The sequence below is a fragment of the Paenarthrobacter sp. AT5 genome (assembly GCF_032764245.1).
Lineage (GTDB): Bacteria > Actinomycetota > Actinomycetes > Actinomycetales > Micrococcaceae > Arthrobacter > Arthrobacter ureafaciens.
Genome location: NZ_CP136441.1, coordinates 2,733,529 through 2,757,821 on the forward strand (window position 1 = coordinate 2,733,529; position 24,293 = coordinate 2,757,821).

Annotated in this window: 22 protein-coding genes and 1 pseudogene; 8 read left to right on the top strand and 15 right to left on the bottom strand. The window is 62.7% G+C overall.

The window, feature by feature from the left end; genetic code table 11:
* Positions 1–10: 10 nt before the first annotated feature.
* The 7 genes from pdxS to RI444_RS12575 all read right to left on the bottom strand — a co-directional run bounded on the left by pdxS (position 11) and on the right by RI444_RS12575 (position 9,563).
* Positions 11–937, bottom strand: a complete 927-nt coding sequence (gene pdxS, locus RI444_RS12545) for a pyridoxal 5'-phosphate synthase lyase subunit PdxS (protein ID WP_031215979.1) — start codon at positions 935–937, stop codon at positions 11–13.
* A gap of 211 nt (positions 938–1,148) precedes the next feature.
* Positions 1,149–1,775 (bottom strand): phosphatidylinositol phosphate synthase, encoded by a 627-nt coding sequence (gene pgsA / locus RI444_RS12550; RefSeq protein WP_021470637.1) that lies wholly within the window; start codon positions 1,773–1,775, stop codon positions 1,149–1,151.
* Positions 1,776–1,779: 4 nt separating this feature from the next.
* A complete protein-coding gene (locus tag RI444_RS12555) occupies positions 1,780–2,358 on the bottom strand; it encodes an HIT family protein (RefSeq protein ID WP_062096942.1) in 579 nt (192 codons plus the stop codon).
* A gap of 19 nt (positions 2,359–2,377) precedes the next feature.
* A complete protein-coding gene (gene thrS / locus RI444_RS12560) occupies positions 2,378–4,387 on the bottom strand; it encodes a threonine--tRNA ligase (protein ID WP_021470639.1) in 2,010 nt (669 codons plus the stop codon).
* Between the two features lie 131 nt (positions 4,388–4,518).
* Positions 4,519–8,046 (bottom strand): DNA polymerase III subunit alpha, encoded by a 3,528-nt coding sequence (locus tag RI444_RS12565; protein ID WP_207604557.1) that lies wholly within the window; start codon positions 8,044–8,046, stop codon positions 4,519–4,521.
* Between the two features lie 3 nt (positions 8,047–8,049).
* Positions 8,050–8,418, bottom strand: a complete 369-nt coding sequence (locus RI444_RS12570; protein WP_069694572.1) for a DUF6504 family protein — start codon at positions 8,416–8,418, stop codon at positions 8,050–8,052.
* A gap of 89 nt (positions 8,419–8,507) precedes the next feature.
* Positions 8,508–9,563 carry an FAD-dependent monooxygenase gene (locus RI444_RS12575; protein ID WP_207604556.1) on the bottom strand — a complete coding sequence of 352 codons (1,056 nt, stop codon included), beginning with the start codon at positions 9,561–9,563 and terminating at the stop codon, positions 8,508–8,510.
* Between the two features lie 58 nt (positions 9,564–9,621).
* On the opposite strand from RI444_RS12575, the gene RI444_RS12580 reads away from it, so the two are divergent.
* Both RI444_RS12580 and RI444_RS12585 read left to right on the top strand, forming a co-directional pair.
* Complete coding sequence (locus RI444_RS12580) at positions 9,622–10,161, top strand: TetR/AcrR family transcriptional regulator (RefSeq protein WP_069694573.1); 540 nt, start codon at positions 9,622–9,624, stop codon at positions 10,159–10,161.
* A gap of 46 nt (positions 10,162–10,207) precedes the next feature.
* Positions 10,208–10,606, top strand: a complete 399-nt coding sequence (locus RI444_RS12585) for a hypothetical protein (protein WP_207604555.1) — start codon at positions 10,208–10,210, stop codon at positions 10,604–10,606.
* Between the two features lie 28 nt (positions 10,607–10,634).
* On the opposite strand, the gene RI444_RS12590 is transcribed toward RI444_RS12585, so the two are convergent.
* Positions 10,635–11,381 carry an SOS response-associated peptidase gene (locus tag RI444_RS12590; RefSeq protein ID WP_021470645.1) on the bottom strand — a complete coding sequence of 249 codons (747 nt, stop codon included), beginning with the start codon at positions 11,379–11,381 and terminating at the stop codon, positions 10,635–10,637.
* 182 nt (positions 11,382–11,563) lie between these two features.
* Between RI444_RS12590 and RI444_RS12595 the strand changes: the two genes are divergently transcribed.
* From RI444_RS12595 to RI444_RS12605, 3 genes are all read left to right on the top strand, one after another.
* Complete coding sequence (locus RI444_RS12595; RefSeq protein WP_021470646.1) at positions 11,564–11,821, top strand: mycoredoxin; 258 nt, start codon at positions 11,564–11,566, stop codon at positions 11,819–11,821.
* Positions 11,822–11,989: 168 nt separating this feature from the next.
* The gene (locus RI444_RS12600) at positions 11,990–13,075 is read left to right on the top strand and encodes an S-(hydroxymethyl)mycothiol dehydrogenase (protein ID WP_031215982.1); all 1,086 of its coding nucleotides are present in this window, start codon (positions 11,990–11,992) and stop codon (positions 13,073–13,075) included.
* Positions 13,072–13,743, top strand: a complete 672-nt coding sequence (locus RI444_RS12605) for an MBL fold metallo-hydrolase (protein ID WP_069694574.1) — start codon at positions 13,072–13,074, stop codon at positions 13,741–13,743. Before RI444_RS12600 ends, RI444_RS12605 begins: the two co-directional genes overlap by 4 nt.
* Positions 13,744–13,749: 6 nt before the next feature.
* Here the strand turns inward: RI444_RS12605 and RI444_RS12610 are convergent, their stop codons facing one another.
* The 3 genes from RI444_RS12610 to RI444_RS12620 all read right to left on the bottom strand — a co-directional run bounded on the left by RI444_RS12610 (position 13,750) and on the right by RI444_RS12620 (position 17,700).
* Entirely contained in the window at positions 13,750–16,077 is a 2,328-nt protein-coding gene (locus RI444_RS12610) for an FdhF/YdeP family oxidoreductase (RefSeq protein WP_062096950.1), read from the bottom strand.
* A 61-nt stretch (positions 16,078–16,138) separates the two neighbouring features.
* Positions 16,139–16,897 carry a biotin/lipoate A/B protein ligase family protein gene (locus RI444_RS12615; protein ID WP_207604554.1) on the bottom strand — a complete coding sequence of 253 codons (759 nt, stop codon included), beginning with the start codon at positions 16,895–16,897 and terminating at the stop codon, positions 16,139–16,141.
* Complete coding sequence (locus tag RI444_RS12620) at positions 16,897–17,700, bottom strand: thioesterase family protein (protein WP_069694577.1); 804 nt, start codon at positions 17,698–17,700, stop codon at positions 16,897–16,899. Before RI444_RS12620 ends, RI444_RS12615 begins: the two co-directional genes overlap by 1 nt.
* Before the next feature lie 132 nt (positions 17,701–17,832).
* Here RI444_RS12620 and RI444_RS12625 point away from each other — a divergent pair, with 132 nt between their 5' ends.
* Positions 17,833–18,801 (top strand): hypothetical protein, encoded by a 969-nt coding sequence (locus RI444_RS12625; RefSeq protein WP_316963807.1) that lies wholly within the window; start codon positions 17,833–17,835, stop codon positions 18,799–18,801.
* Here the strand turns inward: RI444_RS12625 and RI444_RS12630 are convergent.
* A complete protein-coding gene (locus RI444_RS12630; protein ID WP_207604552.1) occupies positions 18,798–20,309 on the bottom strand; it encodes an FAD-dependent oxidoreductase in 1,512 nt (503 codons plus the stop codon). The genes RI444_RS12625 and RI444_RS12630 overlap by 4 nt on opposite strands.
* Before the next feature lie 102 nt (positions 20,310–20,411).
* Positions 20,412–20,903: a DNA alkylation repair protein gene (locus RI444_RS12635; protein ID WP_021470654.1), complete on the bottom strand. Its 492-nt coding sequence runs from the start codon at positions 20,901–20,903 to the stop codon at positions 20,412–20,414.
* 60 nt (positions 20,904–20,963) lie between these two features.
* Here RI444_RS12635 and RI444_RS12640 point away from each other — a divergent pair, with 60 nt between their 5' ends.
* The gene (locus tag RI444_RS12640) at positions 20,964–22,055 is read left to right on the top strand and encodes a YhcG family protein (protein ID WP_207604551.1); all 1,092 of its coding nucleotides are present in this window, start codon (positions 20,964–20,966) and stop codon (positions 22,053–22,055) included.
* 25 nt (positions 22,056–22,080) lie between these two features.
* On the opposite strand, the gene RI444_RS12645 is transcribed toward RI444_RS12640, so the two are convergent.
* On the bottom strand, positions 22,081–22,557 hold the full coding sequence (locus RI444_RS12645; RefSeq protein WP_207604550.1) for a hypothetical protein: 477 nt from the start codon (positions 22,555–22,557) through the stop codon (positions 22,081–22,083).
* A 74-nt stretch (positions 22,558–22,631) separates the two neighbouring features.
* Here RI444_RS12645 and RI444_RS12650 point away from each other — a divergent pair, with 74 nt between their 5' ends.
* Positions 22,632–23,969 (top strand): HNH endonuclease, encoded by a 1,338-nt coding sequence (locus tag RI444_RS12650; protein WP_207604549.1) that lies wholly within the window; start codon positions 22,632–22,634, stop codon positions 23,967–23,969.
* On the opposite strand, the pseudogene RI444_RS12655 reads toward RI444_RS12650, so the two are convergent.
* A pseudogene (locus tag RI444_RS12655) lies at positions 23,938–24,278 on the bottom strand (YciI family protein). The gene RI444_RS12650 and the pseudogene RI444_RS12655 sit on opposite strands and share 32 nt — an antisense overlap.
* Positions 24,279–24,293 lie beyond the last annotated feature (15 nt).

A 24,293-nucleotide genomic window follows, 5' to 3' on the forward strand; every position in this document is an offset into this window, starting at 1 on the left:
TCGGGGTGCTTTACCAGCCGCGCTCTGCGAGGCGGTGGGGTTCGGGGATTTCGTCGACGTTGATGCCGACCATCGCTTCGCCGAGGCCGCGGGAGACTTTCGCGATCACGTCCGGGTCGTCGTGGAAGGTGGTTGCCTTGACGACGGCGGCGGCGCGCTGGGCCGGGTTGCCGGACTTGAAGATACCGGAGCCGACGAACACGCCGTCAGCGCCTAGCTGCATCATCATCGCAGCATCAGCCGGGGTCGCGATGCCGCCGGCGGTGAACAGCACCACCGGGAGCTTGCCCGTGGCAGCAACTTCCTTGACCAGCTCGTACGGGGCCTGCAGTTCCTTCGCAGCAACGTACAGTTCGTCCTCGGGCAGGGAGGAGAGCTTCGCGATCTCGGCGCGGATCTTGCGCATGTGACCGGTGGCGTTGGAAACATCCCCGGTGCCGGCCTCGCCCTTGGAACGGATCATCGCCGCGCCCTCGTTGATCCGGCGCAGCGCCTCACCCAGGTTGGTGGCACCGCACACGAACGGGACGGTGAAGTTCCACTTATCGATGTGGTTGATGTAATCGGCCGGGGTCAGGACCTCGGACTCGTCAATGTAATCCACGCCCAATGACTGCAGGACCTGCGCTTCGACGAAGTGGCCGATGCGGGCCTTGGCCATCACGGGGATGGACACCGCGGCAATGATTTGATCGATCATGTCCGGATCGGACATACGGGACACGCCGCCCTGGGCGCGGATATCGGCAGGAACACGCTCAAGGGCCATCACGGCGACGGCGCCGGCGTCCTCGGCAATACGGGCCTGCTCGACGTTAACGACGTCCATGATGACGCCGCCCTTGAGCATCTCAGCCATACCCCGCTTAACGCGGTTGCTGCCCGTGACGCTGTTCGCGGACGAACCGGCTTCGTTGCTTACATCTGGTGTAGACACAAAAACCCCTATGGGTAGATAAACGACCTTCTGACCGGCAGCACACAGCAGAGGACCGCAATCAGCGCACACCGGGTTTTCAGGTCAAGGTGACCAAGTACTAGTAATACTAGTCGCACCACGCAGGCGCGCAGTACTTGTATTACCCGGCAGGATCGCCTTAATGGGGCTTCAGCAGGACAGCTGCACAAATGCCGCAGGCAAGGTCTGGTCAGATGCCAGTTCCCTTGGTGTCGGCCAGCGCTTGCCTGTGAACTGCGGCCATCCTCTGGACGATGGTGATGACGCTCGCAATGGCAAGCAGGACCAAGGTGGCGAAGAGAACCACCTGCGGCAAACCCAGTCCCGTCAAACCGGTGACCAGGAGGACCGAAGCCAACCTTTCAGCCCGCTCGGCGATGCCCACGCTGGCGCTGTACCCAAGCGACTCGGCCTTGGCCCTGACGTAGGAAACCACCATTCCCAGCACAAGGCAGATGACCGCGGCGAATCCGATGGCGGGATCGCCGCCACCTGTGAAGAACCAGATGGTGATGCCGGCGAAGATCGCGCCGTCGGCCAGCCGGTCGAGGCTGGAGTCCAGGAAGTTGCCCCATCCACCGCTCCTGCCGTGAAGCCGCGCCATGATCCCGTCCACGACGTCGGAGAAGGCAAAGATTGCGATCATCAGCGACCCCCACCACAGATGCCCCAGGGGATAGAGGACCAGGCCGCCGAAGATGACGCCTGCGGTGCCGACAATCGTCACGGCGTCGGGCGATACGCCCATCTTGAGGAGCCAACGGGCGAAGGGGGTGAAGAGTGATGTGAAGAAACCGCGCGCATGCCTATTGAGCATTCGACTACCCTGGCCAGGCTTCGGCCACGAGCTTGCGGACCTCATCGAGAGTCTGCGTGATGGCCTTGGTTTGGGCAATGATCGGGAAGAAGTTCCCGTCGCCGCCCCATCGTGGAACCACGTGCTGGTGCAAGTGCGCGGCAATGCCGGCCCCGCCGGTCACGCCCTGGTTCATGCCCAGGTTGAATCCGCTCGGGTTGGAAACCTTCCGCAGTACACGCATTGCCGTCTGGGTAAGCTCTGCGAACTCCGCTGTTTCTTCAACAGTGATGTCCGTGTAGTCAGGCACGTGACGATAGGGGCAGACCAGCAAGTGCCCCGGATTATAGGGAAAAAGGTTGAGCACGACGTAGCACGTCCTGCCCCTGTAGACGATGAGCGATTCCTCATCCGAACGCGTTGGACCAACACAGAAGGGGCAGTCGTCCTTGTTCTTGAACTGGTCCTGCCCACCCTTGATGTAGGCCATGCGGTGCGGAGTCCACAGGCGCTGGAAAGCGTCCGGGACGCCGGCGAGCCCAAACTCGTCGGTTACGTTTGAGTCGCCGGGGTACCCGGCTTCCGCGCCTGTGTTCTCCTGCACCGTATCTACATCCGTTCCGTTAGCTCTCGCGGTTCTTCACGGCGTCGACAATCCTGCGGACGGCCTCAGCCACCGGCACGCCGTTGTCCTGGCTGCCGTCGCGGAAGCGGAAGGACACGGCGCCAGCCTCGGCGTCCTCGCCACCTGCGATGAGGACAAAGGGAATTTTGTCCTTGCTGGCCGTACGGATTTTCTTCGGGAAGCGATCCGACGAGATATCAACCTCTGCCCGGATGCCGGCGGCCTTCAACTGGTCAACGACGTCGAACATGTAGTCGTTGAAAGCTTCGGCCACGGGAATACCTACTACCTGGACCGGAGCCAGCCACGCCGGGAAAGCGCCGGCGTAGTGTTCCGTGAGCACGCCCATGAAGCGTTCAACCGAGCCGAACAGTGCCCGGTGGATCATCACGGGACGCTGGCGGGTACCGTCGGCGGCCTGGTACTCGAGTTCGAACCGCTCGGGGAGGTTGAAGTCCAGTTGGATGGTGGACATCTGCCAGGTACGTCCCAGGGCGTCCTTTGCCTGGACGGAGATCTTGGGGCCGTAGAAAGCTGCTCCCCCGGGATCCGGCACCAGTTCCAGCCCTGAGGCTTCGGCAACCTCTGCAAGGGTCCGGGTTGCTTCTTCCCAGGTGGCGTCGTCTCCAACGAACTTTTCCTCGTTCTTGGTGGAAAGTTCCAGGTAGAAGTCGTCAAGGCCGTAGTCCTTGAGGAGGCCCAGGACGAAGTTCAGGGTGGTGGTGAGTTCGTCCTTCATCTGCTCTCGGGTGCAGTAGATGTGGGCGTCGTCCTGTGTCATGCCACGGACGCGGGTCAAGCCGTGCACGACACCGGATTTCTCGTACCGGTACACGGAGCCGAACTCGAACAGCCGCAGCGGCAGTTCCCGGTAGGACCGGCCGCGGGAACGGAAAATCAGGTTGTGCATGGGGCAGTTCATCGGCTTCAGGTAGTAGTCCTGGGCCGGCTTGCGGACTGTTCCGTCCTCATTGAGTTCGGCATCCACCTGCATGGCCGGGAACATGCCGTCCTTGTACCAGTCCAGGTGACCGGATACTTCGTAGAGGTGTCCCTTGGTGATGTGCGGGGTGTAGACGAACTCATAGCCGGACTCCACGTGCCGCTGGCGCGAATAATCCTCCATGGCCTTGCGGATGATTCCGCCCTTCGGGTGGAAAACGGGCAGGCCGGAGCCGAGTTCGTCCGGGAAGGAGAAAAGATCCAGTTCCACGCCAAGCTTGCGGTGGTCGCGGCGCTCGGCCTCGGCAATACGTTCCTGGTATGCCTTCAGCGCATCCTTGGTGGGCCAGGCCGTTCCGTAAATACGCTGGAGCTGCTGGTTGTTCTGGTTTCCCAGCCAGTAAGCGGAAGAGGAACGGGTCAGCGCGAAAGCGTTCGAGATCAGCTTGGTGTTGGGAAGGTGCGGACCACGGCAGAGATCGCACCAGACAGTATCGCCGCTTTTGCGGTCCACGTTGTCGTAAATGGTGATGTCGCCTGCGCCGACCTCGACGTTGACGCCTTCGGCGGAGTCGCCGGCGTCGTTCTTTTTTCCGAGCAGTTCAAGCTTGTAGGGCTCGTTGGCCATGGCTTGGCGGGCTTCTTCTTCGGTGACCACGCGGCGGACGAACTTCTGGTTCTGGTTGATGATCTTTTGCATCATCTTTTCCAGCTGGCGCAGGTCTTCCGGAGTGAACGGTTCAGCGACGTCGAAGTCGAAGTAGAAACCGTCGGTGATGTAGGGGCCGATGCCGAGCTTGGCATCGGGCCGCAGCTGCTGCACAGCCTGGGCCATGACGTGGGCGGTGGAGTGGCGGAGGACATTGAGGCCATCAGGGGACTCGATGGTGACGCCCTCGACGCTGGCGCCGTCCGCGAGGGGCTGGTCAAGGTCCTTGAGCACACCGTCAACACGGGCTACAACAACATCGCGGCGCTCGAAGAAGAGTTCCGCGCCTGTAGTCCCCTCCGTCACCTTGGTCTCTTCGCCATCGACGATGAGGGTGATCTGCTGGGCATCTGACACGGGTGTCTCCTATTCATAGTGAAGGCTTCATAGCTTGTGGCGTACGGGGACCACAGCCAGCCATCGTCAATCGTATCGGTTCCCGTCGAGGGCGGCCAAAGCAGCACGCCGGTCCCGGAACCAACTGCCGTTCAGCTTCCAAGACCCGTAATGGCAAGGTTTCGACTGATGCCGTCAAGCGGCCCGGGAAGGAATCTTTCCCGTGGATCAACGACGCCGGAACCTGGCTTTTCGTGGAACGGCAGGGTTTCGGGGCGGCTCAGGTCCCAGGCTTTGGTGGCACTGAGGCTGATCCCCTTGGGTCCCGTCCTTCGTGTAGTTCCGCGGATCAGCAACAACCTGGTACCGAACAGGAGGGGTCCTGACTCTTCCTGGGCCTCATGGAAGAAGACGCTGTCAATGCAACCAGTGCCGTCATCAATACTGATGAACACCACACGCCTTCCTCCCCGCATGGGTGGCGTTTGGGTTGCGACCCGGACCCCGGCTACCAGGACTTCCGTACCGTTCCGCAGCCCCAGCAGCTTGTCCGCCGTGGTTACTCCCAGTTTGTCCAGCAATGGCCTGTGGCTCTCCATCAAGTGCTCGCTGACGTCCACTGCCATCAGGTCCAATTCAGCGCGGACATTGTCCACCATTGTTGGTGCAGGCAATGCCGCCGGCAGGTTCCGGAGCTCCACATCACCCAGGGGAAGAGCCAACTGCCCGTCGATGACCTCGGGCTTTTTGGCGGGGGAACTTTGCAGGGCCTGCAGATGCTGCACCAGATCGGCCCGGTTGGCCCGGCTCCCCGAATCTTTATGGAGATGGTCGAAGGCACCCAATTGGGCCAGCCTCTTGATGTTGGGCTTGCTGATCCTGGCCCGCGTCCGGAGATCCGCTAACGAATCGAAGGGCTGGCCCGCCACGATCCGCTTCAGCTCAGCACCGGACAAGCCGTAGATCCCGGTCAGGCTCAAGCGGATCCCCAGCTTGCCGGCATGGGGACCTTCCTGGATTCTTTCAACGCGGTACTCGGCCTGGCTCCTGTTGATGTCCAAGGGAAGGATGGGAATGCCGAGTCTCCTGGCCTCAGAAACCAACAGCCGCTTCGGATACATCCCGGGATCGTGCTCCCAGAGGCCGGCAAGGAAGGCTTCCGGATGGTGGGCTTTCAGCCACGCTGATTGGTAGGTGGGTACCGCAAAAGCGGCTCCATGCGCCTTGCAGAACCCAAAACTTCCGAAGGCTTTCAGCGTCCCCCAGACTTTGTCCACTACGTCCGGGGAATACTTTTTGATGGCTTCCTTCCGGAAATAGGCTTCAACTCCGGGTTCCCGGGCCTCATCCCCCAACGCCCGGCGGAACTCGTCAGCCATGGCCAGTCCGCATCCCGTCATGACGTCGAAGGTCTTCAGGATTTGCTCATGGAAGACCGTCACGCCGTGGGTTTCCTCAAGAACCGGCTTCAAATCAGGATGCGGGTAGGACTCGGGGGCAAAGCCGTGCCGGTGTTCAAGGAAGGGCCGGACCATATCCGATTTCATGGGCCCGGGCCTGAACAATGAGATATCGATGATGAGGTCGTTGAATTCCCGGGGTGCCATCTTTCCGATGAGTTCGCGTTGCCCCGGAGACTCGATCTGGAAGCAGCCCAGAGTATGGGTGCTCCGGATCAATTCGAAGGTTGCCTCATCATCGAAAGGTACGGCGTTGAGGTCGATTCTGCCGTCGCTGGAAATGTAGTCCGGACCTTCACCCCCAGGTCCGGTTTGATGGCCGCCGGCGGCAACGACTTCCGCCTTTCCGGGATGGATCCTGATGACTTCGCGCACTGCAAACGCCATGGCGCTTTGCATCCGGACACCCAGGACATCCAGCTTCAGCATGCCCATGGGGTCCATGTCGTGTTTATCGAACTGGCTCATCGGCAGACCGAGTCCGCTCGGCTGAACGGGTGTCCTGTCCAAGAGTCCGGCGTCTCCCAGGATCACGCCGCAGGGATGCATGGAGATGTGCCGGGGCAAGCGGTCCAAACGCTCGGTGAGGTCCACCAGCAAGTCCAGCTGTTGGTTCGTGTCCAAGGAGCCGTGGTCCCTGCCGGCCTCGATCCGTTGTGCAAACTGGCGCAATTCCGGCTTTTCAACCAATGCTTCCCTGAATTTTCGGGCCGAAAATCTCCACAGCTGTTTGGCGATTTCCCCGACTTCGCCTTCATCCATTCCCAAGGCCATCCCGGCATCCCGGACGGCTCCACGGGCACGGTATCCGTTCTGCATGCTCATCAGGGTCACCCGTTCGGCACCAAAACGGTCGAAGATCTTGCGGTAGACGTTATGGCGTTCAGCGCTTTCCACGTCTATGTCAATGTCCGGCAGGGTGGACCGGTGGCCTGAGAGGAAGCGCTCGAAAATGAGTTCGTGACGGAGCGGATCCACCTGGCTGATGTCAATGAGGTAGTTAACCAGGCTTGATGCTCCTGAACCGCGAGCTGCCACGCGAACTCCCATATCGAGGATCATCTTTGAAACTTCGGCGACAGTGAGGAAGTAGGAGGCAAAACCCAACGTGGCGATGGTCCTCAGCTCGTGCTCCAACCGCGAGCGCATCTTTTCATGGGCCTTGCCGGTGATTCCCGGGTAGCGTCGGCCGATTCCTGCTTCACAGCGTCTGGCCAGTTCGATCATGGGGTCCTGGTCTATGCCAATGATGGAGGCTTCGGGCACCACCGGTTTCTTCCAGCCCATGTCCTGCACCGGATCTATCCTGCATTTGTCTGCGAGCGCCTCGGTGTTGGCAAGGAGCTTGGCCAGTTCTGCGCTTCCTTGCCCTGCGGAGGACATGATTTCCTTGCCGAGTTTCATCATGTCCCCGGCGGGTTTGAGCCATCCCTGCCCTGTTGGTTGAAGCTGGGGTGCCGGTTGAAGCCGGGGTGCGTCGAATAGTTCGGGAAGTGATTTCAGGGTTCGGGCGGAGTCCAGGACATCTGCCGTGGCTGCGCCGTCCAGTGCGCAGTAGCGGACGGCGTTGGTGAGGATGGCGGGGATGTTGTATTCGAGGGCGAGTTTGAGCATGCGGACGGCGTGGGAGGTGCTGAGGGGTTCTCCCGGGGGGCTGAGGTGGGAGACGGTTTCGGCGACGATGGTGCCTTGGGGCATGGCATCTATCCATTGTTTGAAGAGTGTCCGGGGGCGCAGGTATTTCCTGCCGCCCATGGCTTTGCCAACGTCCGAGTCGGGGCCTATCAGGACTGTGAGGACAGGCTTGAGTGTCTGAGGGTCCAGGGTCCTTGAGGCGAGTTCTGCCCTGGTGACTGCCACGGGGACTGTTCCCCCGGCTTTTCCGGAGGTCCGGGAATGGGCATCGGAGATGAGGCGGCAGAGGGCACGGTAGCCGGCGCCTTGGTTGTGGCCGTGGGCAAGTACTACCACCCTGCCGGCTGTTTGGGTTCGGTGGTCGCCGTCGTCATCGAGGATGGCGAGGTCGACGCCGACTATGGGGTCGATGCCTGCATCCATGCATGCTTTGAGGTGTTTGATGGTTCCGTAGAGGCCGTCGCGGTCAGTGCAGGCGAGGGCGGTGGCGCCGTAGGCAGCTGCTGCTTGGGCAAGTTCCTCGGGCCAGGAGACGCCGTAGTGGGCGCTGAAGGCTGTTGAGACGTGGAGGTGGGTGAAGCTCAAGGGTCAGGCCGCTTCCTCGGGTTCCGCTGCACTGCTTGGTGCGGCGTCGTGGATGCGGATGACCCGCCATCGGCCGCTTCCGAGGTGGCGGACGAGGTCAAGGGTGATGTTTTTTCCGGTGTCTTCGGTTTGCCTGCCGGGGTGGGTCCCCGTGTGTGGGGCCGGCACCAGTTGGACGCGCCAGATTTCGTGGTCCACGAGCCCGGCTCCTGTGCCTAGTGGCGCCCGTGTCTCTTCGAGCCACCATTGGCGTCTTTCATACCAGCGGGAGGGTTCTGCACAGACCTGGTAGTCGCGGCCTTGCCATCTGACGTCCTGTGGTTGGCCATCCTCAGTGCAGATGACGTTTACGGACTCGCTGAACAGTCCCATGTGCACGCTCCTTACACCGCAAGACAGATAACCGTTATTCGAAAGTATGTTCGAATAATAGCTAGTTTACGACGCCGGAACGGCAAAACCTACTCAGGGGTTGGCACCTTCTTCCGCCTTGTGGCGACTCGTCGTCCTGCGCTTTTGAGCAAGAGGTCCCGCAGCGGATGCATGGTTTCTGCGAGCGCCACCCTCCCCATCAGCGATGATGCGATCCGAAGTTGCTGGGTGGGCAGTACTCGTTGCTTGTTGTAGGCCGCAAGCGCTTGTTTGCGGGGCAGTTCGTTGAGGAGCCTTCCCAGGGTGACTGCGTCGACCAGGGCTTCGCAGGCTCCCCTGCCAAGGTTCGGCGTCATGGCGTGGGCGGCATCCCCCAGCAGCACGATGCCTTCCTTGGCGTAGCGGGCCATCGGCGGGGTTGTCCAGATTCTTTGGGCGAGGGATGTTTCGGGGGTTGCCTCCCCAAGGACGTGCTGCACCGCCGGCGAATGGTGTTGGAAGATGTGCCTGGTCAATGCCAGGGCTTCTTCCACGTCAACTTGGTCAGGCCCGAGGCCGGACCGGAAGGAGGCGTACCAGTTGGTCCCCGATCCCGTGGGGGCGAGCCCGAAGAGCGTGGCGCTCCCCCAGTATTCTCCGACGTCGGACGGTGACGGCTGGGAGGGGATGACACCCCTGACGGCCAGGAATGGCGTGGGACGTGCTTGGGTGCGGCTTCCCCAAGCTGTCCGGCGAACGATGCTGTGGACTCCGTCGGCGCCCACCAGCAGCGCGCCATTGTTCGGCAGCTCTGCCACTTTTCCGGTGATTCGGGTGACCGACGGCGGAACAGCGGAGTCAAGCATGCGGAGCAGGCCGGGCCGTGAGATGCCCATGAGCACGTTGCCTTGCATGGCGAGCATGGGATGGCCCGAGGGGTCGCGGAGGGCGCCTGAAGCCAGCCGGGCTCCTGCCGCCTTCAGCGTTTCCAGCAACCCGAGTTCCGCCAAAGCCGCTTGGGCGCCGGACCACATAGCCAAGGCTGTTCCCACGCCGGGCAGTTCGGGCCGTTGCTCGTGGATGGTGACGTCGAACCGTCCGGGATCAAGCCGGGCCGCGAGCGCCAAACCGGCAATTCCACCCCCAATGATGTCCACTTTTTCCATGGCCACACTCTACTACTACATTTGTAGTAAAACCATGGTTCAAGGCTAGACTTCGACCATGCCGGACCGACGCACCGAAATAGCCGACGCCGCCGTGGCAATCGTCGCGGCCAAGGGCCTCAAAGGCCTCACCCACAGGGCGGTTGACGCCCAAGCGGGCCTCGCCGTCGGAACCACGTCCAACTATTTCCGCAGCCGCGCCGCTTTGGTGGCTGCCGCCGTCGATCATGTGGAAGCGCGCGACGCCCGGCTCCTGCGGGGTCAAGGAATGGAAGGGCTCCCGACGACGGTGCCGGAGTTGGCAGACCAACTCGCCGGCGCGGTCCTTGCGCTTGCCGGTGAACACGCCGAGTTGACCCGGGCAAGGTTCGCTTTTGCCCTGGACCGTCCCGAGGTGGTCTCCGCCGGTCACGAACGCATGGTTTCCGGCCTGGAGCACCTGCTCCAGGCGATGGGACTGCACGATGCCAGATCCCGGGCGGAAGCTGTTGCCGATTACAGTGACGGCTTGGCATTGCATCTGCTGACTGCCCGGCACGGACAGGAAATGGAGCATTCAACCGTGGCGGACAACGTCCGGCGCCTTCTGGAAGGATGACCTGCAAGGGGTGGACGCAAGCCGGTCCGCAGAGCAACATGGTGGCATGAGCACCCAAGACGCACTCCTGAAGCAGGTCAGCATCACCGCCACGGACCAAAACCTGGTGGCGCGTTTCGAACTGGACGGCAACGTCCCTGATTCCGGCGCCTACGTCGTGGGACTGGTAGCCGCCAACGAAGACTACTCCAATCAGCGAAGACTGGGCATCGAATTCATGAATGGTGAGGCGATCTCGTTCTTCTCTTTCAACCACGCCCTGAGCGCGGAGGAAAACTACGACATCAAAGGCGTGGAACATTCGGGAAACGTGATTACCGGAAGCTTTCCGGCCTCCGCCATCCAAGGCCTTCCCAAAGGGCATGTGATGACTGCCTTCAGCGAAGCCGACGGGCGTGACTTCCAGTCCGGCGTCCCCGTCAAGGAAGAGTTCCACGGATCCTAAGGGCGCAGTACTCAGAAGAGGGCAGTACTTAGAAAAGAGCCTGGACCGGTTCGATAAGTTCCGGTGAGTTGTTTCGGACATTTCCGACGGCGGCGCCCACCGCATCCAGCGTCCAGTCCGCTGCGGCATCATGGGCGCGGGAGCGGACCATCCGGACGAGTTCTTCGGCGTCTTTTTGCTTGGGATCCAACCAGGCTTCCATTGTGTCTTTGCTCATGGGCAACGGGACCCGGTCATGAAGTGCCGTCAATTCATCGAAAACGGAAGCACTGCGCCGCGTTCGCGCTGATTCCGCCGTCGGGGTGTCTGCGGTGATGATCGACATCGACAGCAGCCACCGCGCGGGATCGTCTTCGGGCAGCGACTGATCCCGCCACCACTCATACAGGCCGGCGAAGACCACGCCCCCGCCGTTTCCGGGGTGGACATAGTAGGGCTGCTTGTTCTTGCCCTCGCCCTTTTTCCATTCGTAGTAGCCATCGGCAGGCACTGCGCAACGCCTGGCAACCGCAGCCTTGCGGAATGACGGTTTCTCAAGGAGGGTCTCGCTGCGGGCGTTGATCAGGCGGGCGCCGCCCTTGGCATCCTTCGCCCACGACGGCACCAAGCCCCACTTCGCCACATGCAGCTGACGCTTGACGGACTCCTCCACCACGCGTTCCAGAACGATCGGGACCGTGTCCGTCGGAGCAACATTCCATGACTTTTCGAGGGCGACTTCCTTCTCCAGTTCGGCGTCGAACTCGGCCAGAAGGTCACCCACGGCACGGGCCATGACATAGCGTCCACACATGCCACTCAGTCTGCCTTGTCCACGCCCCGCACACCAGCACCGCGGCCGGAGCTGCCCCGCCCGTAACCGGCGTTCGCACGGAGCAGGGAATTATTCGCCGTCGCGTTACCGTTGATACCAACGAACCAACCAGCGTGAAAACGAACAATACCTAGGAGAGCTCTGTGGATTTCACCCCCGACTCCGGCACCATCACCATGTTCTCGACCACTTGGTGTGGATACTGCAACCGCCTGAAGAAGCAGCTTGACGCAAAGGGCATCGGCTACACCGAGATCAACATCGAGGAAGTCGAAGGCACCGCCGAACTCGTCGAGCAGCTCAACGGAGGCAACCGCACTGTCCCCACCGTTCTCTTCCCTGACGGCACTGCCGCTACCAACCCTTCAGCTGCCGAAGTCGAAAACCGCCTCGCGGCCTAAAGCCCGCCAGTCGTTGGCCGCGTAGGACCACGCAACAGGCCCGCCACGGAACAATCCCTTCCCTGTCTGCCACGTGTGATAGACAGAATGGGAATCCGTAGCGGGCCTTGCTGCATTAACGTGCCGCATGGGACAGGCCCGCGCTCCGCCAGTCCGAAGGGAATGTTCATGGTCCACGCAGTCAAAGGCGTCGTCGTACGCTCAAAAGGGGCGCCCGCAACCCTCGAAACCGTCCTGGTCCCCGAACCCGGGCCCGGAGAAGCCCTGGTGGACATCCTGACCAGCGGCGTCTGCCACACAGACCTGCACTACAAGCTCGGCGGCATCAGCGATGATTTCCCGTTCCTGCTCGGCCACGAAGCAACCGGCGTAGTCAGCGCCGTCGGCCCCGACGTCACCGACGTCGCACCCGGTGACCGCGTCGTCCTGAACTGGCGGGCCGTCTGCGGCAACTGCCGGGCCTGCAAGCGCGGCGAGCCCCAGTACTGCTTCAACACGCACAATGCCACCCGGAAGATGACCCTCGAGGACGGCACGGAACTCTCTCCCGCCCTGGGCATCGGCGCCTTCATCGAAAAGACCCTCGTGGCCGCGGGCCAGTGCACCAAAGTAGACCCCGACGCCGATCCCGCCGCCGTCGGACTGCTCGGCTGCGGCGTCATGGCCGGCTTGGGCGCGGCACTGAACACCGGCGGCGTGAAGCGCGGCGACTCGGTGGCCGTCATCGGTTGCGGTGGTGTTGGTGTTGCCGCCATCGCCGGAGCCGCGCTGGCCGGGGCCACAACAATCATCGCCGTGGACATCGACCCCAAGAAGCTCGAACGCGCCAAGGACCTCGGCGCAACCCACACCGTGGACTCATCGGCAGGGGACCCCGTGGAAGAAATCCGGGCCCTGACCGGCGGCTTCGGCGCGGATGTCGTCATCGACGCCGTCGGACGCCCCGAAACCTACAAGCAGGCCTTCTACGCCCGCGACCTCGCCGGAACAGTCGTCCTGGTAGGCGTTCCCACCCCGGAGATGAAGCTCGAACTCCCATTGCTGGATGTCTTCGGCAGGGGCGGATCCCTCAAGTCCTCCTGGTACGGGGACTGCCTGCCCTCCCGCGACTTCCCCATGCTGGTGGACCTCTACAAGCAAGGCAAGCTCGACCTCGACGCCTTCGTCACCGAACGCATCACCATCAACCAGGTGGAAGAGGCGTTCGACAAGATGCACGAGGGCGCCGTCCTGCGATCGGTGGTGGAACTGTGACGTCCGGAAGCAACGTCAGGATCGACCGCGTCGTCACCTCAGGTACTTTCTCCCTGGACGGGGGAACCTGGGAGGTGGATAACAACGTCTGGATCATTGGCAACGACACCGAGTGCCTCGTCATCGATCCGGCCCACAACCCCGCCGAAATCGCAGAGGCCGTCAATGGCCGGAAGGTCACCGCGATCCTCCTGACCCACGGCCACGACGACCACATCCGCTACGCCGGAGAATTCCGCGATCTGGTCAAGGCACCTGTCCACCTGCACCGGGACGACTGGATGCTGTGGCACGCGGTTTTCCCCGACCAGGACCCTGACAAGGCGATCGAGGACGGTGAGGAGTTCACTGTTGCCGGTGCCACCCTGAAGGCGCTCCACACTCCGGGCCATTCCCCCGGATCGGTGTCGTTCCTCCTCCCGGGCCACGGAAAACCGGCCGAACCAGGAGCGAGCGTCAACACCGTTTTCAGCGGAGACACCCTCTTCCAAGGTGGTCCCGGCGCTACCGGACGGTCCTACAGCGACTTCCCCACCATCATTGAATCCATCCGGACACGGCTCCTCTCCCTTCCTGAGGACACCGTGGTTCTGACCGGCCACGGCGAGTCCACCAGCATCGGCGCCGAAAACCCGCACCTGGACGAATGGATCGCACGGGGTCACTAGCCCCCATCACGGCCGGAGGCCGGCTGCCGCTCCAAACACCGGGGCGGCAGCCGGCTCCAGCCGGATAATCACCGACTTGGAAGCCGGGGTGTTGCTGCCCTCGGCCGTCGACTCCAAGGGCACAAGCACGTTGGCCTCGGGGTAGTAGGCCGTCGCGCAACCCCTGGCACTGGGGTACGCCACCAAACGCAACCCGCGCAGCACACGGTCAACGCCGTCGTCGGCTTCGCTGTGAACGTCAACGTACGCGCCATCCGCGAAACCCAACTCCGCCAAATCACCGGGATTGACCATCAACACCATGCGCCCCTTCTTGATGCCCCGGTACCGGTCATTCATGGTGTAGGTGGTGGTGTTGAACTGGTCATGGGCACGGACCGTTTGCAGCATCAGCCGCCCCTGGGGCACCGTGATGGTTTCCAAGGCGTTCACCGTGAACATCGCCTTGCCTGTGGCGGTGGGAAAGGTCCGGCTGTCCCGCGGCCCATGCGGAAGGACAAACCCGTCCACCGCGCGGATCCTCGTGTTGAAGTTTTCGAAGCCGGGCACAACGTGGGAAATGTGTTCCCTGACGGAGTCGTAGTCCCGCCGCATGCCGGCCCAATCCACCGGCACTTTGTCGCCCAAAACCGCCTCGGCCATCCTGGTGACGATCGCAACTTCGGACAGGACCTGTTCCCCGATCGGCGCCAGCCGGCCCGCGGAACGATGGACTGCGCACACCGTGTCCTCGACTGTGACGAACTGCTCCACTCCGCCCTGTACATCGATCTCCGTACGCCCCAAGGCCGGGAGAATCAGGGCCCGCTCCCCCGTCACCGCGTGGGAACGGTTCAGCTTGGTGGAGATCTGCACTGACAGCCGCGTCTTCCGCACAGCGTCCTCGGCTACCTCAGTGTCCGAGATCGCATGGACCAGGTTCCCGCCCAAAGCCACCAGCACCCTGATGCTGCCATCCCGCATTCCTTTGATGCTGTCCACCGAATCCACCCCGGGTTTCCGTGGCGGTTCGAATCCGAATTCCTCCCCCAGCGCGTCCAGGAACCAGGCAGGCATTTTCTCCCAAATGCCCATGGTCCTGTCACCCTGGACGTTGCTGTGACCGCGGATGGGTGAAGGACCGGCTCCGGGCTTACCGATGTTTCCGCGGAGCAGCAGGAGGTTGATGATTTCCTTAATGGTCGCAACGGCCTTCTTGTGCTGCGTCAATCCCATGGCCCACGTGATGATCACCCGCTCAGCCCGGATGTATCTCTGTGCCAACTCGTCAATCTCTGCGCTCGTCAGCCCTGTGGCAACAAGGACGTCCTCTTCCCGCAATGCAGCCAACTGGGCGGCGAAACCCACAAAACCGCTGCAGTGACGGTCAATGAAAGCGCGGTCGAGCACCGTTCCGGGTGCCGCTCGTTCAGCATCCAGGACGCGCTTGGAAACGGCCTGCAACAACGCCATGTCACCGGCAAGCCGTATTTGCAGGAACTGGTCGGCCAAATCCGTCCCCCTGCCCATGAGCCCCCGGGGCTTCTGCGGGTTCCGGAAGTTGATCAAACCTGCTTCGGGCAAAGGATTGACCGCAACAATCGAGGCACCCGCATGCTTTGCCTCCTCCAGCGCGGTCAACATGCGCGGATGGCATGTCCCCGGATTCTGGCCCATGATGATGATCAGGTCCGATTTCGCGAAGTCCGTGTAGGTGATGGCTGACTTGCCCACGCCGATGGTCTCCCCCATGGCCACGCCGGTGGATTCGTGGCACATATTGGAACAGTCCGGAAGGTTATTCGTCCCAAAAGCGCGGACAAAGAGCTGGTACAAGAAAGCAGCTTCGTTGCTGGTCCTGCCACTCGTATAAAAGGTGGCTTGGTCCGGATGATCCAGGCCGTTGAGCTCCTGGGCAATGACCTTGAAAGCTTCGTCCCAGGAGACTGGAACATAATGGTCCGAGCCGGCCGCCTTGAAAACCGGCTCCATCAGCCGGCCCTGCTGGCCCAGCCAATACTCAGACCGTGAATCCAAGGAAGCCAAGGAATTCTCTGCCCAGAACGAAGAAGGAATCCTCAGGGGTTCGGCTTCCCAGCCGATGGCTTTGGCTCCGTTTTCGCAAAACTCGGCGGCTTTCCGTTCCGGCGGATCGGGCCAGGCGCAGCTCATGCAATCAAAGCCGTCCTTCTGGTTCACCGCGGTCAAGGTCTTCCAGGCCCGGGCGGGTCCCATCCCGGCCAGAGCATGGGGCAACGTTTCGCTGAGGCTGGGCAATCCTGCCGCCGAGCGTTTGGGCCGGCCGACCGTCAGTTCAGCGTCGGTGTCCTGAAGTGGGTGCTTCTTCCGTGCCATCGCTCCACCGGAGTTTCAGTCTTGGCGATGTTACGTTTTCAATCTATGCCTGTGCCGTCGTTCAGGCGAGCAGTGTGCGGAAGTCGCCGTCGACGATGTGCCCGTAACTTTGGTAAGCCTCGACCACGGCGTCTTCAACTGTCTTTACGTCAAGACCGGGCAGGAGATCGTTCGCAGCTCCCGCCGTCGCCGGGTCCCACTCAAGGCCCAAGGCCGCATAGCTGGCCGTAAGGACCTCACGGATGGGCGCGGAATCCTCCACAACGATCACGGAACTGAACAACCATCCGCCTGAGACCACGCGCTGTGCCGTGCCGATGAGCTTGATGCGGTGCTCCGGCGAATCCGGTGATTGTCCATGGACGCTGAACTCACCGGGACAGTACTCGCCCGCGATTTCGCCGACGGCGGCATGGACGCCAACACTGCGCAACGCGTCGGCCAACAGCTCACCGAACTGCGAGAACCGCGCCTTCGCGTGAACGATCGCGTCCGGGTGCGGCTCAATATGGTCAATGACGAGCGTGCCTTGATGATAGGCGGCCGCCCGCCCGCCGGCCTTCCGGACCAGAGGCTCGAAGCCCAACCGCCGGCAGGCATCTGCTGCCGCTTCGAATCCCGGGAGGTTCGCATCCCGCTGGCCGAACGCCACCGTGGGAAGTGGCCGGTAGAGCCTCAGCGACGGCCCCAGGCGGCCGCTCCGCGCGCGCTGCAGGAGTTCAAGCGCGAAGTCGAGGTCCTCGGCCGCACCCAGCGATTCCGGCTGCCGGTAGACAGTAAGACGAGGAAGCTGCGGCGTTAAGGGGTCCTGCTCAGTCATCAGCTCTTCCTCAGCGTCAGGATCTGCTCTGCCCTGCCAAACGGGCCCGAGTGGTCGTGCAGCACCGAGGAAGTCAGGCCGATTCCGTCAGAACCGAAGGACACCCTGTTATCCAAGCCAAGCCATTCACCGGCCGGTTCCCGGTACATATGGATCTGAAGGTCCACGTTGGGGAAAATGTAGCTGTCCTTGCCCGGAGGCACGCGTGCGGCGATGCCGTTGGCTGTGTCCACCAGGCCCATCAGGCGGGCAACGTCGGAGCTGTCCTCCCTGTCCGTCAGCGGATGGGCTGTCCGGATCCAGACCCTGCCCGAACCCGGCCGGTGTCCTTCAGCAATGCGCATTTCCAGGGAGCTGATGTACCCGCCGGGCCAAACGCTGGCTCCATCCCAGGGCTTGCATTCATCCGGCGCAGGCATCGGTTCGTCTTCGACGGCGGCTATGGCGCTGGTGTCGCTGGTGATGATCCGCCATGCTGTGGCCCTGATAGCCACCCGGCCGGCAGCCGTGAGCTCTGCCTGGACCAACTCGATGGTCCGCCCCGGGCGCAGGGTTGAGGTAGTGACTTCGAAAGTACCTCCCGGGATCAGGCCCAGGATTTCGTAGCTGATGCGGGCCATTCGGACGTCGTCGCGCGGTTCGTGCCTCAGGAGGGCATCGGCCATGATGCCGGACGCGGGTGCCATGTGCTGTTCGTGGGGGTTCCAGGCGCCCTGCGCGTGGATCGTTGAACGGTACAGGCCGTTGCCCAGCGATTCGTAGTAGAAATTCCCCTGCGCCAGTTCCGGTAATGCAGTAGACAAGCCGAGCCTTTCGCCAATATCGCATGTGAACTCAGACCACTGTATCCGCTGATTGGCCCTGTATCTGCCGCTTGGAGTCCGCACTCGGGTCATAACCGCGGTGCGGGAGTTCGGGGCTCCTAGGATGAAGGCATGGACCTTCGTGATGCCGCCCAGGAGCTGTACGCCGTGTTGCCCCGCGACTTCACCGCCCGCCGTTCGGAACTGGTCCGCGAAGCCAAGGACGCAGGCGACAAGGAGCTTGCCAAGGACATCGGAAAGCTGGGCAAACCGGCCGCCGGCGCGTGGGCGATCAACGCCTTGGCCGTTCACAAGCCCGAGGTGATTGACGGCGTCGTGCGCTTTGGAGCTTCCCTGCGGGCCGCGCAGGAGGACGGCGACGCGGACGCTTTCCGGCAACTGGGCCTGCAGCGTCAGGGCGAGCTGATGGGCGCCGTGGACGATGCCAAAGACCTGGCAGCGGAGCTGGGTTTCCCGCTGAGTGCGGCGGCAGCTGCCGACGTCGAACGGACGTTCCGGGCAGCGATGGCCGACGCCGGTGCTGCCGCCGCCGTTGCCACAGGGCGGCTGGTCCGGGGGCTAAGCGGCAGTGGATTCGAAGAAGTTGACCTGGACGGTGCCGTGGCAGGCGGGGAGTTCGAACCCGAGCCGACGTCCCCACCCAAGCCTCAGTCCCAACCAGAGGGCCAGTCCCAACCCGAGAGCCAGTCCAAACCCGGGACCCAGCGCGAGCCCAAAACGAAAGAGAAGAAACCCGGGGACGAAGCCACCTCCTTGGCTGAGCGTCGTGCTGCCAAGAAGAAGTCCGCCCTCGAGGAAGCCCAGGCGGAATTCGACGCCGCAGAGTCCGAAGCCCGGAAAGCTGACGAGGCGGCGGCACAAGCGTGGAACGCGGTCAAGGAGATCGAGCGCAGGCGCAAGGCCGTGCAAGCGGACATCGAGGAGTGCAGGAAGCGCCTTGCTTCCCTGGAGGCCGAACTCATCGGGATCACGAGGGACGCCGAAGCGGCCGAGTCCGATAAGAAGCGCGCGGTTCGGACCGCAACCCAACAGCGACGCGCCGCGGACCAGGCCCAGCGGCGCGTCGAACGGTTGGGTTAGCTCTGCTCCTTGCCCACTGTTTTCTGCAGGTTGTGGGTGGCCGGACCTTCAAGGTAGGTCCCGTCCGGCGTGAACCTTGAGCCGTGCAGGGGGCAGTCCCAGGACTTCTCGGCGTCGTTCCACGTCAGCAGGCCGCCCAAGTGGGCGCAACTGGCAGAAACCCTGCACACCTTGCCGTCTACTGTGGAGACCGCTGCAGGCTCACCTTTGTACAGGCCGACGACGCCGCTCCCCTCCGGCGGCCGGGTTTCGTCCGTGATCTCCGGGTTGCTCCGCACCTTTGCCTTGTCTTCCACCATGCGTTTGGCTATCCCGGCGTTGAGCCGGACCGCCTGGGCCGCACCCTGCGGGGACGTCACGCGGTGGTGGATGACAGTGGCCCAATCCGACTGGCCGCCCAGGATGTCCTGGGTGATGGACAACGCCGCGGCCACCCCGTTGCTCATGCCCCATTTGTTGTAGCCCGTGCCGAAGAAGATCCGGCCATGGCCCCTGGGCAGCTTGCCGAAGAAGGGCATCAGGTTGGTGGCCTGGTAGTCCTGCGCAGACCAGGTGTGCGTTACCTCGGCTCCCGGGTAGTTGTCCTTGGCCCAGCCCAGCAGCGCATCCAGGTGTGCTTGGGGAGACTTCGCCCGCCCTGCCGGATGTCCGTACCCGCCAACCAGCAGCAACTCATCGCCCTCGGGTGTTGGGTAGGTTCGCTGGGAGCGGGTGGGCGGATCCATGGACAGGTACATCCCGGTGGGAATCGTCGCGTCTCCCGGCAAGCGCAGGGCCGCCGCGTAGGAGCGGTTGGGCTCAAGTTTGGCGAAGTACAGGCCGCGGTCCAGGATCGGAGTTCCCGTGGCCACCACCACCGTGTCCGCTGTGAAAGTGCCTTTCCGGGTGGTCACGTCCATGGGCTGGCCGGAACCAACGTTCTGGACCTGGACGCCTTCGACAATCAGGCCCCCGTGCTCGCGGATGTCCTTGGCCAGCGTCTCGAGGACGTCCATGGGATTGATTTGGGCCTGGTCTTCGAGTTCCAGTGCCTCCACCACGGGGAACGGCAGGCCGGCATCCTTGCTGAAATGGACATCCAAACCCGCGTCCCGCGAAACCGCAGCCTCCTTCCGGAGCCGCTGGCCGCCGTCGTCGCTGGTTGCGAAAGTCACCGCCGTCCGGGTCTGGAAGGGGATGCTTTGCTGCTCCATGTACTGTGTCAGCCAGGCCTGGCCGGTCCGGTTTGCTTCGACGTAGGCCTGGACCACCTTCAGTGAGTACTGGTTTCTCAGGGCAGACAGGGCACCGCCTTGGAGGAGGCTCAGTTTTCCGGTCGTATTGCCGGTGGTGACGGCACCCAGCGTCCGGGCTTCGAAGACCACCACCTTCTGCCCGGCCCTGGAGAGCAAGAGCGCGGCCACCAGACCGGTGAGGCCGGCTCCCGCCACTATCGTGTCGAAGTGCTTGTCCTCGGGAAGATCATCAGAACGGAATGCGGATACACGGTCCAACCAGAGTGACTTCATCGAACAACCTGCCCCTTCAATTCACAAAAAATTGCCTTTGGCATGCGTTGTTGGAAACGCTAGGCGTGTCCTCATCGCTTATCAAGGGGGCGGGGTCGTTCATCAGGGAGTGCGACAGTCCGCCACCAGGGCGGCCGCCCTCCTCAGTGCCGGGTCCGGATCGGCAGCCCATCGGGCGAGGACCCGCTCGGCACGGAGGCGGTTCTGTCCAGCAAGGCGCTGAATCAGGGGCAGCACGACGTCCCGGGCTAACGGTTCCGTCAATTCCTGGCTGCCGGCGTTCCGAAAGAAGCCTTCCAGGCGGGTCAGGTCCGTGTTGTCCAGCAGCGGTGCCTTCGACTGCAGCAGAACCACCGCCGCAAGCCTCCGCTCAAACACGGGCTCAGCCCAGAGTTCCGAGCTCAGCGCCGTGATCTGGTCGTGGTCCAGGCTTTTGTAGCGTTTGAGTGCGTCCCGCACGGTTCCGCGGACAGCACCCACGGAGGCACCGTAGACGTTTAGGCCCGGACCTACCCGCTCGCGGATCGCGAAGGCCTTTTCCCACGAGGACTCGCGCTGCAGGGTGTAGTCGATGAATTCACCGGCATCACTCACACGCCTATTCTGTCAGTGCCTCCGCCTAGCGTGGTTCCACCAGCCACCGACAGGAGAATCATGCCCTCGCAGGAGCTTGCCGAAACCGAAGCATCCTTCCCGGGAGTACCCCCGGCCTCATCCATGCCCAGCTGGTACCCGGCTCTGCTGCAGACCGTTGCCAAGGAGGTGCACGTTGGGCGGACGCGCGCGGCAGCGGCGGCTAACAGTGAACTACTGCGCTCCTACTGGAGTATCGGGCGGCACCTTGCCGAGCGGGAAACGGAGCAAGGTTGGGGCGCCAAGGTCGTTACGAGGTTGTCGGCGGATATCCGCACCCGCTTTCCCGAGGCCAAAGGCTTCTCCCCCAGGAACCTCCGATACATGAAGAGCTTCGCCCAGGCCTGGCCGGACTTCCCGATGTTGCAAGCGCCGCTTGCAACATTGCCCTGGTATCACCAGATCGCACTGCTGGAAAAGCTCGACGACGGCGCCACGCGGCTTTGGTACGCGGCGGCAGCTGCCCAACACGGTTGGTCGCGCAACGTCCTGGTCCACCAGATCCAAACGCGCTTGCACGAGCGGTCGGGCCAAGCCATCACCAACTTTGCTGCCACCATGGTTCCTGCTGATTCGGACCTCGCACAGCAGGCCACAAAAGATCCGTACGTCTTTGACTTCCTGGCCATGACGGACAGGCATTCGGAGCGGGAGCTGGAGCTGCAATTGGTGAAGCACGTTGAGAAGTTCCTGCTGGAGCTGGGGCAGGGTTTCGCGTTTGTGGGCGAACAGGTCAGGTTGGAGATCAACGGGGATGAGTTCTTTGCCGACTTGCTTTTCTACCATCTCAAGCTGCGTTGCTACATGGTCATTGAGCTCAAAGCCGTGAAGTTCGAACCCGGTTTCCTTGGGCAATTGGGCATGTATATGGCCGCCGTTGATGACCTGATGGCACACCCGGACGACAAACCCACCATTGGCCTGTTGTTGTGCAAGGAAAAGAACAGCGTGGTGGCCGAGTACGCGCTGCGGGGATTCAACACCCCCATTGGCATTGCTGAATGGCGCACTTCCCTGGCCGATTCCTTGCCGGATGAGATCGTCTCCAGCCTGCCGAGCATCGAAACCTTGGAGGCTGAGTTGGCCGACGAGGCCGAGCGGCTGGGTGGCTAGGGGGCTGGCGCCCGGGCTCAGACGATCAGCCGCCCGGAGGCTGGCTGACCTGGCTGAAGTCCGGTGGTGCGACCAGCCACAGACTGCCCTTGATGCAGTCCTTCTCCGTCCAATTGTCACGTGGCGCATTGACGTGCCCGCCGCCGAGCTCAACCTCGGAGCCTGAACGGACCACCGGATGCTTGTCCGCGTCGACGACTTCGAAGGCTTTGCCGTCTCCCTGCGTGGAATAGCCTTGGGGCCACACCAGCGTGTAGACCTCGGACTCAATACCGCCGGGATGTGCGTAGACGCAACCATTCGCATCCACGCTCAATGTGCCCGTGAAGGCCGCGTCCATGGCGGTGTCCTGGGGTGCATCTACCGTCACCAAACGCAGCTTGGGCTGCAATGAAGCTGATACCAGAGAGGGCTCCGCGGCCGGGGCCGAACAGGCACCCAGCCCAGTTCCGATGGATACCGCAAATCCCACAATGACCGGCCCCGCCCAGCGCGCTGTCATGGTGGGACTCTACCCGCCTCTCACTCCCAAGTCATCGATCCTAAAATGTCAGTGCCCTGTGACATCGTCAAGGTATGAGCGAAGGCCGGGAGTTGGTGAGCATGCCACCGGCCATTGTGCTGCCTGATCTTCAGACGCCTCTCGGCGCCCGCAGCATCAGCAAAGACTTAGTGGATCAGCTTCGCGTTCTAGAGGACATGAAATCAGCGATCTCGGCGTTGCAGGCCAGAATCGCGGTGGCTTTCGATCTTGCCCAGCGGCAGGAACAAGCCGACGCCGGAGTCCCGGCCAACGAACAAGGCCGCAGCACCGCTGCCCAGGTGGCCCTCGCCCGCCGTGAATCACCCAACAAAGGCTCCCGGCTCCTCGGCCTGGCCAAAGCCCTCGTCACTGAAATGCCCCGCACACTCGCCGCCCTCCAAACCGGCAAACTGAACGAATGGCGCGCCACGCTCCTCGTCAAGGAAACTGCTTGCCTCTCGGCTGAGGACCGCTGCGCCGTGGACGGAGAACTCGCCGCGGACACCGGCACGTTCGACGGCGCCGGGGACAAAACCATCATCAGCACCGCCAGGGCAGCTGCCTACCGCCGCGACCCCCGCTCCATCACCCAACGCGCAGCCCACGCCGCCACCGAACGCCATGTCAGCCTCCGGCCAGCACCGGACACCATGACCTACCTCACCGCGTTGCTGCCAGTCGCCCAAGGAGTTGCCGCCTACAAGGCCCTGACCCAAGCCGCCGCCACTGCCCGCAGCAACGGAGACACCCGCACCAAAGGGCAAGTCATGGCTGACACCCTCACCGAACAACTCACCGGCACACGGCACGGATACACGGGCATCGACCTGCATCTGATCATGACGGACCGCACCCTGTTCCAAGGCGACTCCACACCTGCAAGCCTCACCGGCTACGGCACTGTCCCCGCCGAATGGGCCAGGAACTTGCTCACCACCGAAAGAAGACCCACCGACCAAACCTCCGGCGGAGGGACAAGCAACCCGGATCCCGAATTCAACATCTGGCTCCGGCGTCTCTACACCGCACCCGCGACCGGCGAACTCCTCGCCATGGACTCACGGGCCAGATTCTTTCCCGCAGGCATGCGACGCTTTATCGACACCCGGGACCACCTCTGCGCCACCCCCTACTGCGACGCGCCTATCCGCCACTACGACCACATCATCCCGTGGGTCTTAGGCGGCAAAACTACCCTTGCCAACGCCGCAGGGCTCTGCGAGAACTGCAACCACACCAAACAACACCCCGGCTGGGCCACCGCGCCTGTCAGGGGGTCCAGACACAGCTTTCACATCACCACCCCGACCGGCCACACCTACCATTCCACCGCTCCGCCGCCACCGGGACACGAGGGCGTCAGCTCGCGGGATCGTACTGGAATTCCCTGAGCTCTTGCGGACAGCGGCATGCCACGGCAATTTTCGCTGCCCACTCGATCGCATCTTCGCGGGACGGCAATTCCAGGACGGTGTACCCACCGTTGGGAACCGTGTGCCCAGGATACGTACCGGGCTCCACCATGCCATCGCCCGAGACCCGCACGGGTTCAATGTCTTCATCGATGCCGCCACCGAAACGTAAACCCCTGCTGCTTTGGCTTCCTCGATGACGGCGTGGGCAGCATCAGCGACGTCCTGAAACTCCCCTTCCGGAATCATCATGGCTTCGCTTGGGAACGAGATCAGGTACTTGGTCATGTGGACCGCCTTCCT

Excerpts from the sequence above, each read along its gene's own strand:
- pgsA (WP_021470637.1), bottom strand. The coding sequence starts at position 1,775 with ATGCTCAATAGGCATGCGCGCGGTTTCTTCACATCACTCTTCACCCCC.
- RI444_RS12570 (WP_069694572.1), bottom strand. The coding sequence starts at position 8,418 with ATGGGACTGTTCAGCGAGTCCGTAAACGTCATCTGCACTGAGGATGGC.
- RI444_RS12575 (WP_207604556.1), bottom strand. The coding sequence starts at position 9,563 with ATGGAAAAAGTGGACATCATTGGGGGTGGAATTGCCGGTTTGGCGCTC.
- RI444_RS12580 (WP_069694573.1), top strand. The coding sequence starts at position 9,622 with ATGCCGGACCGACGCACCGAAATAGCCGACGCCGCCGTGGCAATCGTC.
- RI444_RS12585 (WP_207604555.1), top strand. The coding sequence starts at position 10,208 with ATGAGCACCCAAGACGCACTCCTGAAGCAGGTCAGCATCACCGCCACG.
- RI444_RS12590 (WP_021470645.1), bottom strand. The coding sequence starts at position 11,381 with ATGGCCCGTGCCGTGGGTGACCTTCTGGCCGAGTTCGACGCCGAACTG.
- RI444_RS12600 (WP_031215982.1), top strand. The coding sequence starts at position 11,990 with ATGGTCCACGCAGTCAAAGGCGTCGTCGTACGCTCAAAAGGGGCGCCC.
- RI444_RS12610 (WP_062096950.1), bottom strand. The coding sequence starts at position 16,077 with ATGGCACGGAAGAAGCACCCACTTCAGGACACCGACGCTGAACTGACG.
- RI444_RS12615 (WP_207604554.1), bottom strand. The coding sequence starts at position 16,897 with ATGACTGAGCAGGACCCCTTAACGCCGCAGCTTCCTCGTCTTACTGTC.
- RI444_RS12625 (WP_316963807.1), top strand. The coding sequence starts at position 17,833 with ATGGACCTTCGTGATGCCGCCCAGGAGCTGTACGCCGTGTTGCCCCGC.
- RI444_RS12630 (WP_207604552.1), bottom strand. The coding sequence starts at position 20,309 with ATGAAGTCACTCTGGTTGGACCGTGTATCCGCATTCCGTTCTGATGAT.
- RI444_RS12640 (WP_207604551.1), top strand. The coding sequence starts at position 20,964 with ATGCCCTCGCAGGAGCTTGCCGAAACCGAAGCATCCTTCCCGGGAGTA.
- RI444_RS12645 (WP_207604550.1), bottom strand. The coding sequence starts at position 22,557 with ATGACAGCGCGCTGGGCGGGGCCGGTCATTGTGGGATTTGCGGTATCC.
- RI444_RS12650 (WP_207604549.1), top strand. The coding sequence starts at position 22,632 with ATGAGCGAAGGCCGGGAGTTGGTGAGCATGCCACCGGCCATTGTGCTG.